The sequence below is a fragment of the Streptococcus sp. V940 genome (assembly GCF_054353495.1).
In genome coordinates, this window is the sequence record NZ_JBTHHZ010000003.1 from 14,859 (window position 1) to 31,488 (window position 16,630).

31 protein-coding genes are annotated in these 16,630 nt (G+C 40.4%); all 31 read right to left on the minus strand.

The genetic code is table 11. The annotated features are described in order from the left end of the window. Positions 1–65: 65 nt before the first annotated feature. Positions 66–1,403 carry a PFL family protein gene (locus ACXYSM_RS07725; protein ID WP_458634945.1) on the minus strand — a complete coding sequence of 446 codons (1,338 nt, stop codon included), beginning with the start codon at positions 1,401–1,403 and terminating at the stop codon, positions 66–68. 9 nt (positions 1,404–1,412) lie between these two features. Continuing rightward, positions 1,413–1,679: an ACT domain-containing protein gene (locus ACXYSM_RS07730; RefSeq protein WP_281137978.1), complete on the minus strand. Its 267-nt coding sequence runs from the start codon at positions 1,677–1,679 to the stop codon at positions 1,413–1,415. A gap of 263 nt (positions 1,680–1,942) precedes the next feature. Next, the gene (gene rplQ / locus ACXYSM_RS07735) at positions 1,943–2,329 is read right to left on the minus strand and encodes a 50S ribosomal protein L17 (RefSeq protein WP_000331493.1); all 387 of its coding nucleotides are present in this window, start codon (positions 2,327–2,329) and stop codon (positions 1,943–1,945) included. Between the two features lie 11 nt (positions 2,330–2,340). Next, positions 2,341–3,276, minus strand: a complete 936-nt coding sequence (locus tag ACXYSM_RS07740) for a DNA-directed RNA polymerase subunit alpha (protein ID WP_004251121.1) — start codon at positions 3,274–3,276, stop codon at positions 2,341–2,343. Positions 3,277–3,319: 43 nt separating this feature from the next. Further along, a complete protein-coding gene (rpsK, locus tag ACXYSM_RS07745; RefSeq protein WP_001118385.1) occupies positions 3,320–3,703 on the minus strand; it encodes a 30S ribosomal protein S11 in 384 nt (127 codons plus the stop codon). Positions 3,704–3,720: 17 nt separating this feature from the next. Continuing rightward, positions 3,721–4,086, minus strand: coding sequence for a 30S ribosomal protein S13 (gene rpsM / locus ACXYSM_RS07750; protein ID WP_004251117.1), 366 nt, complete (start codon positions 4,084–4,086; stop codon positions 3,721–3,723). Positions 4,087–4,103: 17 nt separating this feature from the next. Continuing rightward, positions 4,104–4,220 (minus strand): 50S ribosomal protein L36, encoded by a 117-nt coding sequence (gene rpmJ, locus ACXYSM_RS07755; protein ID WP_001808836.1) that lies wholly within the window; start codon positions 4,218–4,220, stop codon positions 4,104–4,106. A 24-nt stretch (positions 4,221–4,244) separates the two neighbouring features. Then, positions 4,245–4,463: a translation initiation factor IF-1 gene (gene infA, locus ACXYSM_RS07760; protein ID WP_001029883.1), complete on the minus strand. Its 219-nt coding sequence runs from the start codon at positions 4,461–4,463 to the stop codon at positions 4,245–4,247. A 117-nt stretch (positions 4,464–4,580) separates the two neighbouring features. After that, entirely contained in the window at positions 4,581–5,219 is a 639-nt protein-coding gene (locus ACXYSM_RS07765) for an adenylate kinase (RefSeq protein WP_004251114.1), read from the minus strand. A gap of 155 nt (positions 5,220–5,374) precedes the next feature. Then, entirely contained in the window at positions 5,375–6,685 is a 1,311-nt protein-coding gene (gene secY, locus ACXYSM_RS07770) for a preprotein translocase subunit SecY (RefSeq protein WP_004251112.1), read from the minus strand. A 12-nt stretch (positions 6,686–6,697) separates the two neighbouring features. Further along, on the minus strand, positions 6,698–7,138 hold the full coding sequence (gene rplO / locus ACXYSM_RS07775; protein WP_004251104.1) for a 50S ribosomal protein L15: 441 nt from the start codon (positions 7,136–7,138) through the stop codon (positions 6,698–6,700). Between the two features lie 145 nt (positions 7,139–7,283). Next, positions 7,284–7,466 (minus strand): 50S ribosomal protein L30, encoded by a 183-nt coding sequence (rpmD, locus tag ACXYSM_RS07780; RefSeq protein WP_000057241.1) that lies wholly within the window; start codon positions 7,464–7,466, stop codon positions 7,284–7,286. Positions 7,467–7,479: 13 nt separating this feature from the next. Beyond that, on the minus strand, positions 7,480–7,974 hold the full coding sequence (rpsE, locus tag ACXYSM_RS07785) for a 30S ribosomal protein S5 (protein ID WP_004251100.1): 495 nt from the start codon (positions 7,972–7,974) through the stop codon (positions 7,480–7,482). Between the two features lie 17 nt (positions 7,975–7,991). After that, on the minus strand, positions 7,992–8,348 hold the full coding sequence (gene rplR, locus ACXYSM_RS07790; protein ID WP_004251098.1) for a 50S ribosomal protein L18: 357 nt from the start codon (positions 8,346–8,348) through the stop codon (positions 7,992–7,994). Between the two features lie 83 nt (positions 8,349–8,431). Continuing rightward, positions 8,432–8,968: a 50S ribosomal protein L6 gene (rplF, locus tag ACXYSM_RS07795; RefSeq protein ID WP_016466460.1), complete on the minus strand. Its 537-nt coding sequence runs from the start codon at positions 8,966–8,968 to the stop codon at positions 8,432–8,434. Between the two features lie 187 nt (positions 8,969–9,155). Next, positions 9,156–9,554 (minus strand): 30S ribosomal protein S8, encoded by a 399-nt coding sequence (gene rpsH / locus ACXYSM_RS07800; RefSeq protein WP_004251095.1) that lies wholly within the window; start codon positions 9,552–9,554, stop codon positions 9,156–9,158. Between the two features lie 284 nt (positions 9,555–9,838). Beyond that, the gene (locus ACXYSM_RS07805; protein ID WP_001085699.1) at positions 9,839–10,024 is read right to left on the minus strand and encodes a type Z 30S ribosomal protein S14; all 186 of its coding nucleotides are present in this window, start codon (positions 10,022–10,024) and stop codon (positions 9,839–9,841) included. Between the two features lie 17 nt (positions 10,025–10,041). Further along, on the minus strand, positions 10,042–10,584 hold the full coding sequence (gene rplE / locus ACXYSM_RS07810) for a 50S ribosomal protein L5 (protein WP_000013542.1): 543 nt from the start codon (positions 10,582–10,584) through the stop codon (positions 10,042–10,044). A gap of 23 nt (positions 10,585–10,607) precedes the next feature. Beyond that, positions 10,608–10,913, minus strand: a complete 306-nt coding sequence (rplX, locus tag ACXYSM_RS07815; RefSeq protein ID WP_000497691.1) for a 50S ribosomal protein L24 — start codon at positions 10,911–10,913, stop codon at positions 10,608–10,610. A gap of 72 nt (positions 10,914–10,985) precedes the next feature. Next, positions 10,986–11,354 (minus strand): 50S ribosomal protein L14, encoded by a 369-nt coding sequence (gene rplN / locus ACXYSM_RS07820; protein ID WP_002928796.1) that lies wholly within the window; start codon positions 11,352–11,354, stop codon positions 10,986–10,988. A 25-nt stretch (positions 11,355–11,379) separates the two neighbouring features. Further along, positions 11,380–11,640: a 30S ribosomal protein S17 gene (gene rpsQ, locus ACXYSM_RS07825; RefSeq protein ID WP_000440801.1), complete on the minus strand. Its 261-nt coding sequence runs from the start codon at positions 11,638–11,640 to the stop codon at positions 11,380–11,382. Between the two features lie 24 nt (positions 11,641–11,664). After that, entirely contained in the window at positions 11,665–11,871 is a 207-nt protein-coding gene (rpmC, locus tag ACXYSM_RS07830) for a 50S ribosomal protein L29 (protein ID WP_000772918.1), read from the minus strand. A gap of 9 nt (positions 11,872–11,880) precedes the next feature. Continuing rightward, positions 11,881–12,294, minus strand: coding sequence for a 50S ribosomal protein L16 (gene rplP / locus ACXYSM_RS07835; protein WP_002928793.1), 414 nt, complete (start codon positions 12,292–12,294; stop codon positions 11,881–11,883). A gap of 3 nt (positions 12,295–12,297) precedes the next feature. Continuing rightward, a complete protein-coding gene (gene rpsC, locus ACXYSM_RS07840; protein WP_000529936.1) occupies positions 12,298–12,951 on the minus strand; it encodes a 30S ribosomal protein S3 in 654 nt (217 codons plus the stop codon). A gap of 12 nt (positions 12,952–12,963) precedes the next feature. Continuing rightward, positions 12,964–13,308, minus strand: coding sequence for a 50S ribosomal protein L22 (gene rplV, locus ACXYSM_RS07845; RefSeq protein ID WP_000818137.1), 345 nt, complete (start codon positions 13,306–13,308; stop codon positions 12,964–12,966). A gap of 11 nt (positions 13,309–13,319) precedes the next feature. Next, positions 13,320–13,601 carry a 30S ribosomal protein S19 gene (gene rpsS / locus ACXYSM_RS07850; RefSeq protein WP_000533766.1) on the minus strand — a complete coding sequence of 94 codons (282 nt, stop codon included), beginning with the start codon at positions 13,599–13,601 and terminating at the stop codon, positions 13,320–13,322. A 102-nt stretch (positions 13,602–13,703) separates the two neighbouring features. Beyond that, positions 13,704–14,537, minus strand: coding sequence for a 50S ribosomal protein L2 (gene rplB / locus ACXYSM_RS07855; RefSeq protein ID WP_000512910.1), 834 nt, complete (start codon positions 14,535–14,537; stop codon positions 13,704–13,706). 17 nt (positions 14,538–14,554) lie between these two features. Next, positions 14,555–14,851 carry a 50S ribosomal protein L23 gene (locus ACXYSM_RS07860; RefSeq protein ID WP_001055347.1) on the minus strand — a complete coding sequence of 99 codons (297 nt, stop codon included), beginning with the start codon at positions 14,849–14,851 and terminating at the stop codon, positions 14,555–14,557. Next, positions 14,851–15,474: a 50S ribosomal protein L4 gene (rplD, locus tag ACXYSM_RS07865; RefSeq protein ID WP_006154757.1), complete on the minus strand. Its 624-nt coding sequence runs from the start codon at positions 15,472–15,474 to the stop codon at positions 14,851–14,853. The genes ACXYSM_RS07860 and rplD overlap by 1 nt, the downstream gene beginning before the upstream one ends. 24 nt (positions 15,475–15,498) lie before the next feature. Further along, on the minus strand, positions 15,499–16,125 hold the full coding sequence (gene rplC / locus ACXYSM_RS07870; protein WP_004251088.1) for a 50S ribosomal protein L3: 627 nt from the start codon (positions 16,123–16,125) through the stop codon (positions 15,499–15,501). A gap of 82 nt (positions 16,126–16,207) precedes the next feature. Next, a complete protein-coding gene (rpsJ, locus tag ACXYSM_RS07875) occupies positions 16,208–16,516 on the minus strand; it encodes a 30S ribosomal protein S10 (protein ID WP_001284511.1) in 309 nt (102 codons plus the stop codon). Between the last annotated feature and the right edge of the window lie 114 nt (positions 16,517–16,630).

Genomic DNA, 16,630 nt, shown 5'->3' on the forward strand with positions numbered 1-16,630 from the left:
TTTATTTAATGATTAGAGTATACACACCTATCCTTAAATTGAACTTAAATCATTTTATTTTTTTATTAATTTTTAAAACTATGAATTGGAGCTGGAATCTGTCCTCCACGAGCAATGAAATCAGCCGAAGAAGCTCCATTGACTTTCATAACTGGGGCAGTTCCTAGCAAGCCACCAAACTCAATCATATCGCCTTCTTTACCCTTTGGAATGATACGGACAGCGGTGGTTTTCATATTAATAACACCAATTGCTGCCTCATCCGCAATCATAGCCGCAATCGTTTCTGCCGGAGTATATTCAGGGATAGCAATCATATCCAATCCAACTGAACAGATAGCAGTCATGGCTTCTAATTTCTCAAGATTTAGGGAACCATTTTGCACTGCTGCTATCATACCCTCATCTTCTGAAACTGGGATGAAAGCACCTGACAGACCACCGACTTGGTTGCAAGCCATTACTCCGCCTTTTTTTACTTGGTCATTTAAAAGAGCTAAAGCGGCAGTCGTCCCATGAGTCCCAACTGTTTCCAGTCCCATTTCTTCCAGAACCCGAGCTACAGAATCCCCAACTGCAGGAGTAGGTGCTAAACTCAAATCAACAATCCCAAAATCAACACCTAGTCTTTCACTAGCCATCTGGCCAACTAATTGACCAATCCGAGTAATCTTGAAGGCTGTCTTTTTAACAGTTTCAGCAACTACATCAAAGCTTTGCCCACGAACTTTTTCTAAAGCACGTTTGACAACACCAGGCCCTGACACACCGACATTTATAATAACATCAGCTTCACCAACACCATGAAAGGCTCCGGCCATAAAAGGATTGTCCTCAACTGCATTGGCAAAAACGACAAGTTTTGCAGCCCCCATATCTGAAAGCTCAGCTGTCTCCTTGATAATTCGACCCATATCAGCTACAGCAGTCATGTTAATTCCTGACTTGGTTGAACCAATATTTACTGAAGAGCAAACTTTATCAGTTTCAGCTAAAGCACGTGGAATCGAGTTGATGAGTATTTCATCCCCTTTTTGGTAGCCTTTTTGAACTAAAGCAGAAAAGCCACCAATAAAATCAACACCAATTTCTTTTGCTGCTCTATCTAAAGCTTTGGCTAATGGTACATAGTCCCTTGCATCTGTAGTAGCACCAATTAGAGAAATCGGTGTTACTGATACACGTTTATTGACAATAGGTATACCTAACTCAGCAGCAATTTCATCACCGACAGCCACTAAATTCGCCGCCTTAGTCGTAACTTTTTCATATATTTTATCTGCAGCCCTATCAATATCTGGATCAATACAATCAAGAAGAGAAATTCCCATGGTAATGGTACGAATATCAAAATTCTGCTCTTCAATCATTGCAATAGTTTCGGTAACTTGTCTAATATCCATAAGCACCTCCTAGATATTGTACATAGCATCGAAAATAGCCGCGCTCTGAATATTGATTTTGACATTCAAGGTCTGGCCAAAGGTTTCAAACTCATTTCTTAGTTGAGTAAAATCATGTTTTTCATCACTGGATACTACAGCCATCATGGTAAAGAACTCATCCAAGACAGTTTGTGAAATATCATCAATATTTAATCCTAATTCAGCAATCTTAGTCGCAACACCTGCAACAATACCACCCTTATCTTTTCCAACAACAGTTATAATAGCTTTCATATTGGTCCTCCATCTTTGAAATCATAGAAAAATAACCATATCTATATTTTTCTTTTTTCTCAGTATAGCACATTTACTTCAAAAAAACTAAAAAACGCCTGCTTACGAAATTGTTCTTAAAAGAAAAACAATTTCGTAAACAAGCGTCTACCCTACCATCTTATGATGAGTGTTCCCGCTAGGACAAAAGTCCTAGCGGTAGACCAGAGCTAGACTAAGAGCACAGGGCTCCATCATCATAACACTCAACAAAATTGATGATTTTATACTAATTCGATGATCGCCATTGGCGCTGCATCACCACGACGTGGTTCAGTTTTAAGGATACGAGTGTATCCACCGTTACGTTCTGCGTAACGAGGTGCGATTTCTGAGAACAATTTTTGAAGTGCTGTAGTAGAAGTGTACTTATCAGTTGCTTCATCATAGTTTTCAGATGCGATTTCATTACGTACGAAAGCAGCAGCTTGACGACGTGCATGCAAATCACCACGTTTACCTAGAGTAATCATTTTTTCAACAGTTTTACGGATTTCTTTAGCACGAGCTTCAGTTGTCACGATTGATTCGTTGATCAAAAGGTCAGTTGTCAAATCGCGAAGCATTGCTTTACGTTGTGAGCTAGTGCGTCCTAGTTTACGGTAAGCCATGTATTCCTCCTTTATTTATCTTTTAATCCAAGACCCAAATCAATGAGTTTGAGTTTCACTTCTTCCAAACTCTTGCGTCCAAGATTTCTTACTTTCATCATCTCTGCTTCAGATTTTTCTGTCAAATCATGCACAGTATTGATACCAGCACGTTTCAAACAGTTATATGAGCGTACAGACAAGTCAAGTTCCTCAATCGTACGTTCCAAAATACGGTCGTCCGATTCAGTATCAGCTTCTTTCATCACTTCTGCAGATTTAGCAATCTCTGTAAGATTTGTAAACAAATCAAGATGTTCTGTCAAAATACGTGCTGAAAGCCCTAAAGCATCTTCTGGAATAATAGTTCCATTTGTCAAGATTTCAAGGGTTAATTTGTCGAAACCATCATTGCTTCCTACACGAGCAGGCTCAACTTGATAGTTAACTTTTGTAACTGGTGTATAAATAGAATCTACAGCAAGTGTTCCAACTGGGGCATTATCTTTTTTATTTTCATCTGCAGGTACATAACCACGACCAGTGTTTACAGTCATAGTTGCTTTAAATGAAGCACCTTCTCCGATTGTGAAAAGATAATGATCTGGATTTACGATTTCAATATCACTATCAGTTAAAATATCTCCGGCTGTCACTTCAGCAGGACCTTCAACATCAAGTTCAATAGTCTTTTCGTCTTTTACATATGATTTAACTGCAATACCTTTAATGTTCAGAATGATTTGCATCACGTCTTCGCGAACACCAGGAATTGTATCAAATTCATGTAATACTCCATCGATATCGATAGATGTAACAGCTGCTCCTGGAAGAGAAGCAAGAAGTACACGACGAAGAGAGTTACCAAGTGTTGTACCGTATCCACGTTCTAGTGGTTCGATTACAAACTTGCCATAATCTTTATTTTCATCAATTTTTGTTATATTTGGTTTTTCAAACTCGATCATTTAGTTACTCCCTCTTAAACGAAAAGCAGTGTAAAGGTAATGATTATACACGGCGACGTTTTGGAGGACGAGCACCATTGTGTGGCACTGGAGTCACATCACGAATTGCTGTTACTTCAAGACCAGCGGCAGCAAGAGCACGAATAGCTGACTCACGACCAGAACCTGGACCTTTTACAGTAACTTCAACTGATTTAAGACCGTGTTCTTGTGCAGATTTAGCAGCAGCTTCTGAAGCCATTTGAGCAGCAAATGGTGTAGATTTACGAGAACCTTTGAAACCAAGAGCACCAGCTGATGACCAAGCGATTGCATTACCATGCACATCAGTAATCATAACAATAGTGTTATTAAATGTAGCGTGAATATGAGCAATACCAGATTCGATATTCTTTTTCACACGACGTTTACGTGTTGGTTTAGCCAAGACTTTTACCTCCTATATTATTTTTTCTTACCAGCAATCGCAACAGCTTTACCTTTACGAGTGCGAGCGTTGTTTTTAGTGTTTTGTCCACGGACAGGAAGTCCACGACGGTGACGGATACCACGGTATGAACCGATTTCCATCAAACGTTTGATGTTCAAGTTCACTTCACGACGAAGGTCACCTTCAACTTTAATTGCATCCACTTCACGACGGATAGCATCTTCTTGATCTGATGTAAGGTCACGAACACGAATATCTTCTGAAACTCCAGCAGCTGCCAAAATCTTTTGAGATGTTGCAAGTCCGATACCATAGACATAAGTCAATGAGATAACTACGCGTTTGTCATTTGGAATATCAACTCCAGCAATACGAGCCATGTTTTCTCCTTTCTATCTTATCCTTGACGTTGTTTGTGTTTTGGATTTGCTGGGCAAATTACCATAACACGACCATTACGACGAATTACTTTACAGTATTCGCAAATTGGTTTGACCGATGGTCTTACTTTCATTTCTTATCCCTCCAAGTTTTTCGATTATTTAAAGCGGTAAGTGATACGTCCACGTGTCAAGTCATATGGACTCATTTCAACAGTAACACGATCTCCCGCTAAAATACGAATATAGTTTTTACGAATTTTACCAGAAACTGTTGCTAAAATCTGATGTCCATTTTCAAGTTCAACCGTAAACATTGCATTCGGCATCGTATCGACTACTTTGCCTTCAACTTCAATCACATCGTCTTTTGCCACGCAAAAGTACCTCCCTAAATTTCGATTTGATGCCTCTAGACACAGAGACAACAATTATAAGTCAGACTAACTCAGTATAACATTTGTCAAGACATTTTGCAAGCCTGAAAAACGCTTTTATTTCAAATTTGTCAATACCTTTTCGATATCTTTAAAGACATCATTGATATCTTGGTTCCCTTCGATATCATGTACTAGACCTTTAGCACGATAGTGGGCGATGATTGGTTCACCTTGAGCAATATTGACATCCAAACGGCGTTTTACTGTCTCAGGTTTATCATCTTCACGTTGGTAGTAATCTTCCTCTTTGTAATCAACTGGTGGGTTGAATACTTTATGGAAAGTTTCGCCAGTTTCACGGTGAATGATACGACCACTCAAACGTTCAAGTAGGCAAGATGGATCTACTTCGATGTTGATAACACCTTCAAGTTTAATTCCAAGTTCAGCCAATGTTTTATCTAAGGCATGTGCTTGCTCAATTGTACGTGGGTAGCCATCCAACAAGAAACCAGTTTCTTTAATATCATCTTGAGAAAGACGTTCTTTAACAATTCCATTTGTTACTTCATCTGGAACCAATTCGCCTTTGTCAATATATGACTTAGCTAGTACACCCATTTCAGTTTGGTTAGCCATTGCTGCACGGAACATGTCACCTGTTGAGATGTGGGCAACGTGAAACTGTTCAACAATTTTCGCTGCTTGTGTCCCTTTACCTGCACCAGGTAAACCCATAATCAAAAGATTCATGATTCAAACTCCTTTTTTGTATTTAAATAGAAGCAAAAATTCATTTCAACTCCTATTTAAAAACAAAATAGAAGAGAGGAGATAAAAATCTGACAATGTCTTTGATTTTTACACTCCACTCTCTGAGCAATAGTGAATTTTATTTTCTATTACAATTATTCTGTTGTATCTAAGAAACCAACATACTTACGTTTCAATAGATAACCTTCCAATTGTTTAATTCCTTCGATACCTGTAGAGATAATGATTAGCAAACTTGTTCCCCCAAAAGCGACAACTTCTGAAAGACCAAATAAATCTTTAGCTACAATAGGTAGGATAGAAATCACACCTAGGAAGATTGATCCGACTGTTGCGAGACGACGAAGAAGTTTTGACATGTATTCTTCTGTCCCCTTACCAGGACGGACACCATGGATATAAGCTCCACTCTTTTGTAAATTTTCTGCCGCTTTCTCTGGGTTGATCTGTACAAATGTATAGAAGAATGTAAAGAGAATAATCAACAGAGCATACAAAGCAACACCTGTTGGGGTTGAAGTAGATACCAACTCTTGAGCTGTTTTTACCCATTCCCAATTAAGGCCAGACGCACTTACAAATTGTAAAATTGCTGCCGGTGCTGCTGTAATAGAGCTAGCAAAGATAACTGGGATAACCCCAGCAGGGTTAATCTTCAATGGAAGATAGGAGCTTGACGGCGCACCTTGAGCTACCTTTGTATACTGAATTGGAATCTTGTATTTAGCTTGTTCAACGTAAGTTGTAAAGTATACAATTAACAAAACAGCAATGATTAAGATGGCAACGAAAATGAGAGACGATGTCAATCGACTACTTGGTACATTGACAAAGTAGTCCACGTAGATGCCCTTAACCATATCAGGAATTGAAGCAACAATCCCTGCAAAGATAATCATTGAAACACCATTACCATATCCCTTATCTGTGATTTGCTCTCCCAGCCAGGTTACAATCATGCTACCTGCTGTTAAGATTCCTCCAATCACAAGGAAAACTTGTGGTGTAAGTGGTACAGTCAAAAGTTTAGCACCAGACAGAGCGTTAAAACCAGCAGTAATACCGACTGATTGAACAAATGCAAGCACTAGTGCAATGTATCGAGTCGCTTGGTTTAACTTTCTACGACCAACTTCCCCTTGTTTGCCCCACTCCACAAACTTTGGTAATAAATCCATTTGCAAGAGTTGAACGACGATTGAGGCTGTAATGTAGGGGCTGACTCCAAGAGCAAAAACTGAAAAGTTTTTCATGGCATTCCCTGACACTAAGCTCAACATATTCAAGAAGGATAGTCCACTCAAAGCGTTCAAGCTATTTGCATTTACCCACGGTACAGTAATACTAGTACCGATACGAAAAACAAATACGATAAAAATTGTAAATAAAATCTTTGATCGAACTTGCTTAACTTTGAGTGCTTCTCTCAATAATTTAAAAAACATAGGTCACCTCACTTAGATGACTTCAACTGAACCACCTTTAGCAGTGATAGCTTCTTCAGCTGATTTAGAGAATTTAGCAGCTTTAACAGTCAACTTCTTAGTCAACTCACCGTTACCAAGAATCTTGATACCTGATTTTTCAGATTTAACAATTCCTGATTCTACAAGTACCACTGGAGTTACTTCAGCACCATCATCAAAGGCGTTCAATTGGTCAAGGTTAACAATCGCATACTCTTTAGCGTTGATGTTAGTAAATCCACGTTTTGGAAGACGACGGAACAATGGAGTTTGTCCACCTTCAAAACCAAGGCGTACTCCGCCACCGCTACGAGCTTTTTGACCTTTTTGACCACGACCAGATGTTTTACCGTTACCTGATGAAGTACCACGACCAACACGGTTACGAGTTTTACGAGAACCTTCTGCAGGTTTCAATTCATGAAGTTTCATTATATATTTTCTCCTCTTTTGTAAAATGCTAGCGCCGATAAGAGAGAAAAGGTTGTCTCCCTTATCAACTCGCCTATACTAAGTCATCTAAGATGACTATATCTAGTTTTAGGGGATGGTCTTATGCACATCCCCTAAAATTTTATTAGTTTACTTCTTCAACTGTTACCAAGTGAGATACTGCAGTGATCATACCACGGATAGCAGCGTTATCTTCTTTAATAACAGAGCTGTTCAATTTGCCAAGTCCAAGTGCTACAACAGTTTTACGTTGTGATGGAATGCGTCCGATTGGAGACTTAGTCAAAGTAATTTTAATTTGAGCCATTTTATCCCCTTTCTTATGCCAAATCAGAAACTGAAATACCACGAAGGGCAGCAACTTCTTCAGCGCGTTTCAATTGTTTCAAACCTTCAACAGTTGCACGAACAATGTTGATTGGAGTGTTAGAGCCAAGTGATTTAGATGTAATATCTGCCACACCTGCCAATTCCACAACGGCACGAACTGCACCACCTGCGGCAACTCCAGAACCTTCTACAGCTGGTTTCAACAATACTTTAGCTCCACCGAATTCTGAAAGAACTTCATGTGGGATTGTTGTTCCAACCATAGGAACTTCGATCAAGTTTTTCTTAGCATCTTCTACTGCTTTGCGGATTGCTTCTGGAACTTCTTGAGCTTTACCAGTACCAAATCCTACACGACCATTGCGGTCACCAACAACTACAAGAGCTGCGAAACGAAGACGACGTCCACCTTTAACAACTTTTGTAACACGGTTAACAGCAACTACGCGTTCTTCAAGTTCTACTGCATTGTCTTTAAATGCCATTTTCTAGTGTCCTCCTATTAGAATTTCAATCCGTTTTCACGAGCTGCATCAGCCAAAGCTTTCACACGTCCGTGATATAGATATCCACCGCGGTCGAACACCACTTCTGAAATACCTTTAGCACTTGCACGTTCTGCAACGAGTTTACCGACAGCAACGGCTTGTTCAGTTTTAGTTCCTTTTGAAACTTCTTTGTCAAGAGTTGAAGCACTTGCGAGCGTTACACCCGCTACGTCATCAATCACTTGAGCGTAGATGCCTGTATTAGAACGGAATACGTTCAAACGTGGGCGATCAGCAGTTCCAGAGAGTTTTCCGCGAACGCGACGGTGGCGTTTTTGGCGGAGTTTGTTTTTATCTGGTTTAGAAATCACAGTTTTCACCTCTTTAATTTTAAATCGTGTGCTATGCACAAAGTTGGTAATGAGGTTGATGGTTGAAAATCAACCACTCAACATTATTTACCAGTTTTACCTTCTTTAAGACGAACATATTCGCCAACGTAACGGATACCTTTACCTTTGTATGGTTCTGGTGAACGAAGGCTACGTACGTAAGCAGCTGTTTGACCAACTTTTTCTTTTGAAATTCCGCTGATAACGATAGTCGTTGGGTTTGGAAGTTCAAAAGTAATTCCTTCTGGAGCTTCAACTTCGTCTGGATGTGATTTACCAACAGCCAAAACAAGTTTGTTTCCTTGAAGTTGTGCACGGTAACCAACCCCACGCATTTCAAGTTCTTTCTTGAATCCTTCTGAAACACCAATAACCATGTTGTTCAAAAGTGCACGAGTAGTTCCGTGGATAGTTTTCATTTCTTTTGAATCGTTTGGACGGTGAAGAGTTACTTCAGTACCTTCCACACGGATTTCAATATCTTTTGAGAACTCACGAGTAAGTTCTCCTTTAGGTCCTTTTACAGTTACAACGTTGTCATTGTTAGTGAGTTCAACACCAGCAGGCAACACGATAACTTTATTACCAATACGTGACATGTTTTTATTCTCCTGTTAAATTGTCAGGCCATAAAGGCCAGTTTTCACGGGGTTAAATCGATTTCTCGATTTAAAGGAATATTTAGATTTCAATTTCAAAGTGAATCTAGGCATCGTCTCGCAGGCATAACTTTTGGTTAGGCTAGAGACGATAACGAAGAGTCATAAAGAAATTGGGAGCTAAATATTACCAAACGTAAGCGATAACCTCACCACCAACATTCTTTTGGCGAGCTTCTTTATCAGTAAGCAAACCTTCAGAAGTTGAAAGGATAGCAATTCCAAGTCCGTTAAGAACTTTTGGAAGATCTTCACGTTTTTTGTAGACACGAAGTCCTGGTTTAGAAACGCGTTTCAAGTTAGTGATAACTCGTTCACCGTTTGCTCCGTATTTAAGGAATACACGGATGATGCCTTGTTTGTCATCTTCGATGATTTCTACGTTCTTAACAAAACCTTCGCGTTTAAGGATTTCAGCAATCCCTTTTTTGATGTTTGATGCAGGTACTTCAAGTACTTCGTGTTTTGCTTGGTTAGCGTTACGAATACGAGTTAGGAAGTCTGCGATTGGGTCAGTCATAACCATTTTATTTTTCTCCTCTTACTAGTAGTTTGCAAGTTGCACTTGCTAGTTAATACATGATACAGAGAGCGTTACAGCAAGAGCAAAAATAGGCAATTTAATGCAGGAACTATGTTCCAAAGTAAATTGATCTTTTTTGCCAAGGCTGTAGCTCGTGTTCAAATTGGCTAGCCCAAATGAACCCGGGCTAAACTCTGTGTGAAAAAGATAAACTTTTCTAGAAACTAAAGTTTCTTCGCCAAGTTTCCTATTTTCACTTGGAGTTTTGACGCCCTTGATATCTTAAATTACCAAGATGCTTTTGTTACACCAGGGATTTGACCTTTATATGCCAATTCACGGAAGCAAACACGGCAAAGTTTAAACTTGCGGTAAACTGAGTGTGGACGTCCACAACGTTCACAGCGAGTGTATGCTTGAGTAGAGAACTTCGCTGGGCGTTTGTTCTTAGCAATCATAGATTTTTTAGCCATTAGTTATACCTCCTATATTATTTTGCAAAAGGCATTCCAAGGCCTGTAAGCAATGCACGTGACTCTTCGTCAGTGTTAGCAGTAGTTACGATAACGATGTCAAGACCGCGAGTTTTGTCAACGTCATCAAAGTTGATTTCTGGGAAAATCAATTGCTCTTTCACACCAAGTGTGTAGTTTCCGCGTCCGTCAAATGATTTTGTTGGAACACCGTGGAAGTCACGTACACGTGGAAGTGATACTGAAACCAATTTATCCAAGAATTCGTACATACGTTCACCACGAAGGGTAACTTTTGCACCGATCGCAACACCTTCACGAAGACGGAAGCCGGCGATAGATTTTTTAGCTTTAGTGATAAGTGGTTTTTGACCTGAGATAAGCGCCAATTCTTCAGCAGCTTTTTCAAGGCTTTTAGCGTTTGATACTGCTTCACCAACACCCATGTTCAAAACGATCTTATCCACTTTAGGAACAGCCATCACTGATGAGTAGTTAAATTGTTCTGTCAAAGCAGGAACTACTTCATTAAGATATTTTTCTTTTAAACGATTTGCCATTATACTTCTCCTTTCCTTCGTGATTAATCAAGCACTTCGCCTGATTTTTTGTTGTAGCGAACTTTTTTACCGTCTACAAATTTGTAACCAACACGACCAGCTACACCATTTTTGTCCAAAACTTGAACGTTTGATACGTGGATAGCTGCTTCCTTCTCGATGATACCACCTTGAGGAAGTTCGTTAGTTGGACGTTGGTGTTTCTTAACGATGTTAACACCTTCAACGATAACTTTGTTTACTTTTGGAAGGGCAGTAAGGACAACAGCTTCTGTTCCCTTATCTTTACCAGCGATTACGCGAACTTTGTCGCCTTTTTTTACAAACATTTTTTTCTCCTTTTATTCTTACGCCCGATGGGCACCCTGGCTAGCCCAGGGGACTGTGTTTGTGTTTATTGATTAAAGTACTTCTGGAGCAAGTGACACGATCTTCATGAAGCCACCTTCACGCAATTCACGTGCAACTGGGCCAAAGATACGTGTTCCGCGAGGAGTTTTATCGTCACGGATGATAACTGCTGCGTTTTCGTCAAATTTGATGTATGAACCATCAGCACGACGAGCACCTGATTTAGTACGAACGATAACTGCTTTTACAACGTCACCTTTTTTAACCGCACCACCAGGAGTAGCTTGTTTTACAGATGCCACAATAACATCACCGATGTTTGCAAATTTACGTCCTGAACCACCAAGAACTTTGATAGTCAAGATTTCGCGAGCACCGCTGTTGTCTGCGACTTTCAAACGAGTTTCTGTTTGAATCATTTCAGTTTTCTCCTTTCAGGTTTGATTAGATGATTACCGCTTCTTCAACAACTTCTACAAGACGGAAACGTTTTGTAGCTGAAAGCGGGCGAGTTTCCATGATACGTACGATATCGCCTTCTTTGGCAACATTGTTTTCATCATGTGCTTTGTATTTTTTAGAGTAGTTAATACGTTTACCATAGACTGGGTGGTTACGTTTTGTTTCAACTACAACTGTGATTGTCTTGTCCATTTTGTCAGATACAACACGTCCAACAAGAACTTTACGATTATTGCGTTCCATTGAAATTTCTCCTTCCCTAGTCTATTATTTCGCTTCAGATTGAACTGTTTTGATACGAGCGATTTGTTTTTTTACTTCTTTCAAGCGAGCTGTTTGTTCTAATTGACCAGTAGCAGCTTGGAAACGAAGTTCAAACAATTCTTTTTTCAATTCGTTTTCGCGCTTCGCGAGTTCTTCTTGAGAAAGACCACGAAGTTCTTTAACAAATTCTTTTACTTCATTAAGTTTCATGCCTTCTCCTTATTCTGCTTCACGTTTTACGAATTTACATTTAACTGGCAATTTGTGGCTTGCAAGTCGAAGCGCTTCGCGAGCAACTTCTTCAGATACACCAGCAACTTCAAACATTACTTTACCACGTTTAACTGGTGCTACCCAACCTTCAGGTGCCCCTTTACCAGATCCCATACGAACCCCGATAGCTTTAGCTGTGTAAGATTTGTGTGGGAAGATTTTAATCCAAACTTTACCACCACGTTTCATGTAACGAGTCATGGCGATACGAGCAGCTTCGATTTGGCGGTTAGTGATCCAGTGGCTAGTTGTAGCTTGAAGACCGTATTCACCGAATGCTACTTCTTTCCCACCTTTAGCTTCACCGCGCATTTTACCACGGAATTCACGACGGTGTTTAACACGTTTAGGTACTAACATTGGTTATTTACCTCCTTTAGTGTTTTTACGAGCTGGAAGAACTTCACCACGGTAGATCCATACTTTAACACCAAGTTTACCGTATGTAGTATCTGCTTCTTCCCAAGCGTAATCGATATCTGCGCGAAGTGTGTGAAGCGGAACTGTTCCTTCAGAGTATCCTTCAGCACGGGCGATATCTGCACCGTTCAAACGACCTGATACTTGAGTTTTAATTCCTTTAGCTCCAGCACGCATTGCACGTTGGATTGCTTGTTTTTGTGCACGACGGAAAGCAACACGTTGCTCCAATTGACGAGCAATTCCTTCACCAACAAGGTGAGCATCCAAATCAGGTTGTTTGATTTCGATGATGTTGATGTGTACTTGTTTTCCAGTCAATTTGTTAAGTTTTGCACGGAGTGCATCAACGTTAGCACCACCTTTACCGATAACCATACCTGGTTTAGCAGTGTGAAGTGAAACGTTAACTTTGTTTACTGCGCGTTCGATTTCAATAGTTGAAACTGCTGCGTCAGCAAGTTCTTTTTGAACGAATTTACGGATTGCAAGATCTTCATGAAGGTAATCCGCGTATTCTTTTTCAGCATACCATTTGGCATCCCAATCACGGATGATGCCGACACGCATACCAATTGGATGTACTTTTTGACCCACGATTTTACCTCCTTATTTTTCTGCAACAGCTACAGTGATATGAGCTGTACGTTTGTTGATTGGTGAAGCTGAACCTTTCGCACGTGGACGGAAACGTTTCATAGTTGGTCCTTCGTTTGCGAATGCTTCAGATACTACCAAGTTAGCTTTATCCAAACCAAAGTTGTTTTCAGCGTTAGCTACAGCTGAGTTCAAAACTTTCAAGATGATTTCAGCAGCTTTGTTTGGAGTGAATGTCAAAATTGCGATTGCATCGGCTACGCTTTTACCACGGATGTTGTCAAGAACAAGACGTGATTTACGAGGTGAAACACGTACTGTGCGAGCCATTGCTTTAGCTGAAGTAATTTCTGCCATTTATGTTCTCCTTATTTTCTACGTGTCTTCTTGTCGTCTGCGGCGTGACCTTTGTAAGTACGAGTTGGTGCAAATTCACCAAGCTTGTGACCTACCATGTCTTCTTGGATGTAAACAGGTACGTGTTTACGTCCATCATAAACTGCGATAGTGTAACCAATGAAACTTGGGAAGATCGTTGAACGACGTGACCAAGTTTTGATAACTTTTTTCTTTTCGTCGTTAGCTTGAGCTTCAACTTTTTTCATCAAATGCTCATCGACGAAAGGTCCTTTTTTAAGACTGCGTCCCATTTTTATATTTTCTCCTTTAAATATAGTACCACAGCGGCTTGCGCTCTCAACGAGCACTACCGAGCTGGCGGATTATCTAGCGCTTAAGCGACTAGTTTTAAATTATTTCTCGTTGCGACGACGAACGATAAGTTTGTCAGATTTCGCTTTCTTGTTACGAGTTTTAAGACCAAGAGCAGGTTTGCCCCATGGAGTTGATGGTGCTTTACGACCAACTGGTGCTTTACCTTCACCACCACCGTGTGGGTGATCGTTAGGGTTCATTACAGAACCACGAACTGTTGGGCGGATACCTTTCCAACGGCTACGTCCTGCTTTACCAAGGTTTACAAGTCCATGTTGTTCGTTTCCGACAACACCAACTGTTGCACGACAAGTTCCAAGAATCATACGAACTTCACCTGATTGAAGACGAACAAGAACGTATTTACCTTCTTGACCCAATACTTGAGCAGAAGCTCCAGCAGCACGTACCAATTCTCCACCACGACCTGGTTTCAATTCGATGTTGTGGATCAAAGTACCAACTGGGATGTTAGCAAGTGGAAGAGCGTTTCCGACTTTGATATCTGCTTCTGGACCTGAAACGATACGTTGACCAACTTCAAGACCTTTTGGAGCGATGATGTACGCTTTCACACCGTCAGTGTAGTGTACAAGAGCGATGTTTGCAGAACGGTTTGGATCGTACTCGATAGTTTTAACAACTGCTTCAACGTTGTCTTTGTTACGTTTAAAGTCAACCAAACGGTAGAAACGTTTGTGTCCTCCACCTTGGTGACGAACTGTGATACGACCGTTGTTGTTACGACCAGCCTTGCTCTTCAATGCAACAAGCAATGATTTTTCAGGAGTGCTTGTTGTGATTTCAGCGAAATCCAAAGAAGTCATATTACGGCGACCGTTTGTTGTTGGTTTATAAACACGAATTCCCACGATATTTCCTCCTTAGATTATTCAGCTTCAGCTGCAAACAACTCGATTGCTTTTGAATCAGCTGTAAGAGTGATGATAGCTTTTTTAGTTTTGTTAGTAAAACCAGTGTAACGTCCAACACGTTTAGCTTTAGGTTTTACGTTGATTGTGTTAACATTTGCAACTTTAACACCTTCGAAAGCAGCTTCAACAGCTTGCTTGATCAAAAGTTTGTGTGCACGAGTGTCAACTTCAAATACATATTTGCCTGCTTCAAGTTGAGCCATTGAGCTTTCAGTGATAACAGGTTTTTTGATAACATCATACAAATTCATTATGCAAGAACCTCCTCGATTTTAGAGATAGCTGCTTGAGTAACAAGAAGTTTGTCACTATTTGCGATGTCAAGAACACTTGCAGTTGTAGCAGTCGCAACTTTCACATTTGGAAGGTTACGAGCTGAGAGAGCTGCGAATTCGTTTCCTTCTTCAAGAATAACAAGGACTTTAGAATCGATGCTCAAAGCTGCAAGAACTTTTGCAAATTCAGCAGTTTTTGGAGCTGTAAATTCAAGAGAATCAACGGCTACAAATTTGTTTTCAGCAACTTTTTCTGAGTAAACAGATTTAAGTGCAAGGCGACGAACTTTTTGAGGAAGTTTGTACGCATAGCTACGTGGAGTTGGTCCGAAGACGATTCCACCACCACGCCATTGTGGAGAGCGGATAGAACCTTGACGAGCACGTCCAGTTCCTTTTTGACGCCATGGTTTGCGTCCGCCACCTGAAACAGCTGAGCGGTTTTTAACTGCGTGAGTTCCTTGACGAAGGCTAGCACGTTGGCTGATGATCACATCAAACACAACAGATTGGTTTGGTTCGATACCAAAGATTGCATCGCTAAGAACAACTTCGCCCGCTTGTTTACCAGTTTGGTCGAATAATGTTACATTTGCCATTTTGACTGTATTCCCCTTTCCTTATTATTTACCAGCTTTAACTGCTGACTTGATAGTGATAAGAGATTTCTTAGCACCTGGTACGTTACCTTTAATAAGGATAACGTTCTTTTCTGGAACAACTTGTACAACTTCAAGGTTTTGAATTGTTACACGATCGCCACCCATACGTCCTGCAAGGTTTTTACCTTTGAATACGCGGTTAGGTGCAACAGGTCCCATAGAACCTGGACGACGGTGGTAACGAGAACCGTGAGCCATAGGTCCACGTGATTGTCCGTGGCGCTTGATAACACCTTGGAAACCTTTACCTTTAGATGTACCAGTTACATCAACAATGTCTCCAGCTGCGAAAGTTTCAACTGTGATTTCAGCACCAACTTCCAAGCCTTCAACGTTTTTGAATTCACGAATGAAGCGCTTAGGAGCCGTGTTAGCTTTTGCTACATGTCCTTTAGCAGGTTTGTTGCTCAATACTTCGCGTTTGTCATCGAAACCAACTTGGATAGCGTTGTAACCATCTGTTTCAACAGTTTTAACTTGAAGAACAACGTTTGGAGTTGCTTCGATAACTGTTACAGGGATCAATTCGCCAGCTTCAGTGAAGATTTGAGTCATTCCCACTTTTTTCCCTAAGATTCCTTTTGTCATGAGAAAATAGTTCCTTTTCTATATTTTTTATTCAAAAAGTTTTTAACGAGCGTTTTTTATGCTCAAGGTATCAAGCTTTAAATTAAAGTTTGATTTCTACGTTTACACCACTTGGAAGATCCAATTTCATCAAAGCGTCAACTGTTTTTTGAGTTGGGTTGATGATATCGATCAAACGTTTGTGTGTACGCATTTCGAATTGTTCGCGAGAGTCTTTATATTTGTGAGTCGCACGAATGATTGTGTAGAGGCTACGCTCAGTTGGAAGTGGGATTGGACCTGCAACTTCTGCACCTGTACGAGTAGCTGATTCTACGATTTTAGCAGCCGCTGTGTCAAGCGTACGGTGTTCGTAAGCTTTCAAACGGATACGGATTTTTTTGTTTGCCATCTTTTTCTCCTTTTCGTCTATTTAAGATAATAGGCTAGCTCCACAAGAAAACCGACGCGCGTTGCGTGGCAATGCAACCGAGCGTGTCGCAACCTCTTGCTTCAAAGCTAAGGC

Excerpts from the sequence above, each read along its gene's own strand:
- rplQ (WP_000331493.1), bottom strand. The coding sequence starts at position 2,329 with ATGGCTTACCGTAAACTAGGACGCACTAGCTCACAACGTAAAGCAATG.
- rpmJ (WP_001808836.1), bottom strand. The coding sequence starts at position 4,220 with ATGAAAGTAAGACCATCGGTCAAACCAATTTGCGAATACTGTAAAGTA.
- rpsS (WP_000533766.1), bottom strand. The coding sequence starts at position 13,601 with ATGGGACGCAGTCTTAAAAAAGGACCTTTCGTCGATGAGCATTTGATG.
- ACXYSM_RS07765 (WP_004251114.1), bottom strand. The coding sequence starts at position 5,219 with ATGAATCTTTTGATTATGGGTTTACCTGGTGCAGGTAAAGGGACACAA.
- rplD (WP_006154757.1), bottom strand. The coding sequence starts at position 15,474 with ATGGCAAATGTAACATTATTCGACCAAACTGGTAAACAAGCGGGCGAA.
- rplN (WP_002928796.1), bottom strand. The coding sequence starts at position 11,354 with ATGATTCAAACAGAAACTCGTTTGAAAGTCGCAGACAACAGCGGTGCT.
- rplX (WP_000497691.1), bottom strand. The coding sequence starts at position 10,913 with ATGTTTGTAAAAAAAGGCGACAAAGTTCGCGTAATCGCTGGTAAAGAT.
- ACXYSM_RS07730 (WP_281137978.1), bottom strand. The coding sequence starts at position 1,679 with ATGAAAGCTATTATAACTGTTGTTGGAAAAGATAAGGGTGGTATTGTT.
- rpsM (WP_004251117.1), bottom strand. The coding sequence starts at position 4,086 with ATGGCTCGTATTGCTGGAGTTGATATTCCAAATGACAAACGCGTAGTT.
- ACXYSM_RS07740 (WP_004251121.1), bottom strand. The coding sequence starts at position 3,276 with ATGATCGAGTTTGAAAAACCAAATATAACAAAAATTGATGAAAATAAA.
- rpsE (WP_004251100.1), bottom strand. The coding sequence starts at position 7,974 with ATGGCATTTAAAGACAATGCAGTAGAACTTGAAGAACGCGTAGTTGCT.
- rplV (WP_000818137.1), bottom strand. The coding sequence starts at position 13,308 with ATGGCAGAAATTACTTCAGCTAAAGCAATGGCTCGCACAGTACGTGTT.
- ACXYSM_RS07805 (WP_001085699.1), bottom strand. The coding sequence starts at position 10,024 with ATGGCTAAAAAATCTATGATTGCTAAGAACAAACGCCCAGCGAAGTTC.
- rpmC (WP_000772918.1), bottom strand. The coding sequence starts at position 11,871 with ATGAAACTTAATGAAGTAAAAGAATTTGTTAAAGAACTTCGTGGTCTT.
- rpsH (WP_004251095.1), bottom strand. The coding sequence starts at position 9,554 with ATGGTTATGACTGACCCAATCGCAGACTTCCTAACTCGTATTCGTAAC.
- rplE (WP_000013542.1), bottom strand. The coding sequence starts at position 10,584 with ATGGCAAATCGTTTAAAAGAAAAATATCTTAATGAAGTAGTTCCTGCT.
- rplF (WP_016466460.1), bottom strand. The coding sequence starts at position 8,968 with ATGTCACGTATTGGTAATAAAGTTATCGTGTTGCCTGCTGGTGTTGAA.
- rpmD (WP_000057241.1), bottom strand. The coding sequence starts at position 7,466 with ATGGCTCAAATTAAAATTACTTTGACTAAGTCTCCAATCGGACGCATT.
- rplC (WP_004251088.1), bottom strand. The coding sequence starts at position 16,125 with ATGACAAAAGGAATCTTAGGGAAAAAAGTGGGAATGACTCAAATCTTC.
- rpsJ (WP_001284511.1), bottom strand. The coding sequence starts at position 16,516 with ATGGCAAACAAAAAAATCCGTATCCGTTTGAAAGCTTACGAACACCGT.
- rpsQ (WP_000440801.1), bottom strand. The coding sequence starts at position 11,640 with ATGGAACGCAATAATCGTAAAGTTCTTGTTGGACGTGTTGTATCTGAC.
- ACXYSM_RS07860 (WP_001055347.1), bottom strand. The coding sequence starts at position 14,851 with ATGAATTTGTATGATGTTATCAAAAAACCTGTTATCACTGAAAGCTCA.
- rplO (WP_004251104.1), bottom strand. The coding sequence starts at position 7,138 with ATGAAACTTCATGAATTGAAACCTGCAGAAGGTTCTCGTAAAACTCGT.
- rplP (WP_002928793.1), bottom strand. The coding sequence starts at position 12,294 with ATGTTAGTACCTAAACGTGTTAAACACCGTCGTGAATTCCGTGGTAAA.
- ACXYSM_RS07725 (WP_458634945.1), bottom strand. The coding sequence starts at position 1,403 with ATGGATATTAGACAAGTTACCGAAACTATTGCAATGATTGAAGAGCAG.
- secY (WP_004251112.1), bottom strand. The coding sequence starts at position 6,685 with ATGTTTTTTAAATTATTGAGAGAAGCACTCAAAGTTAAGCAAGTTCGA.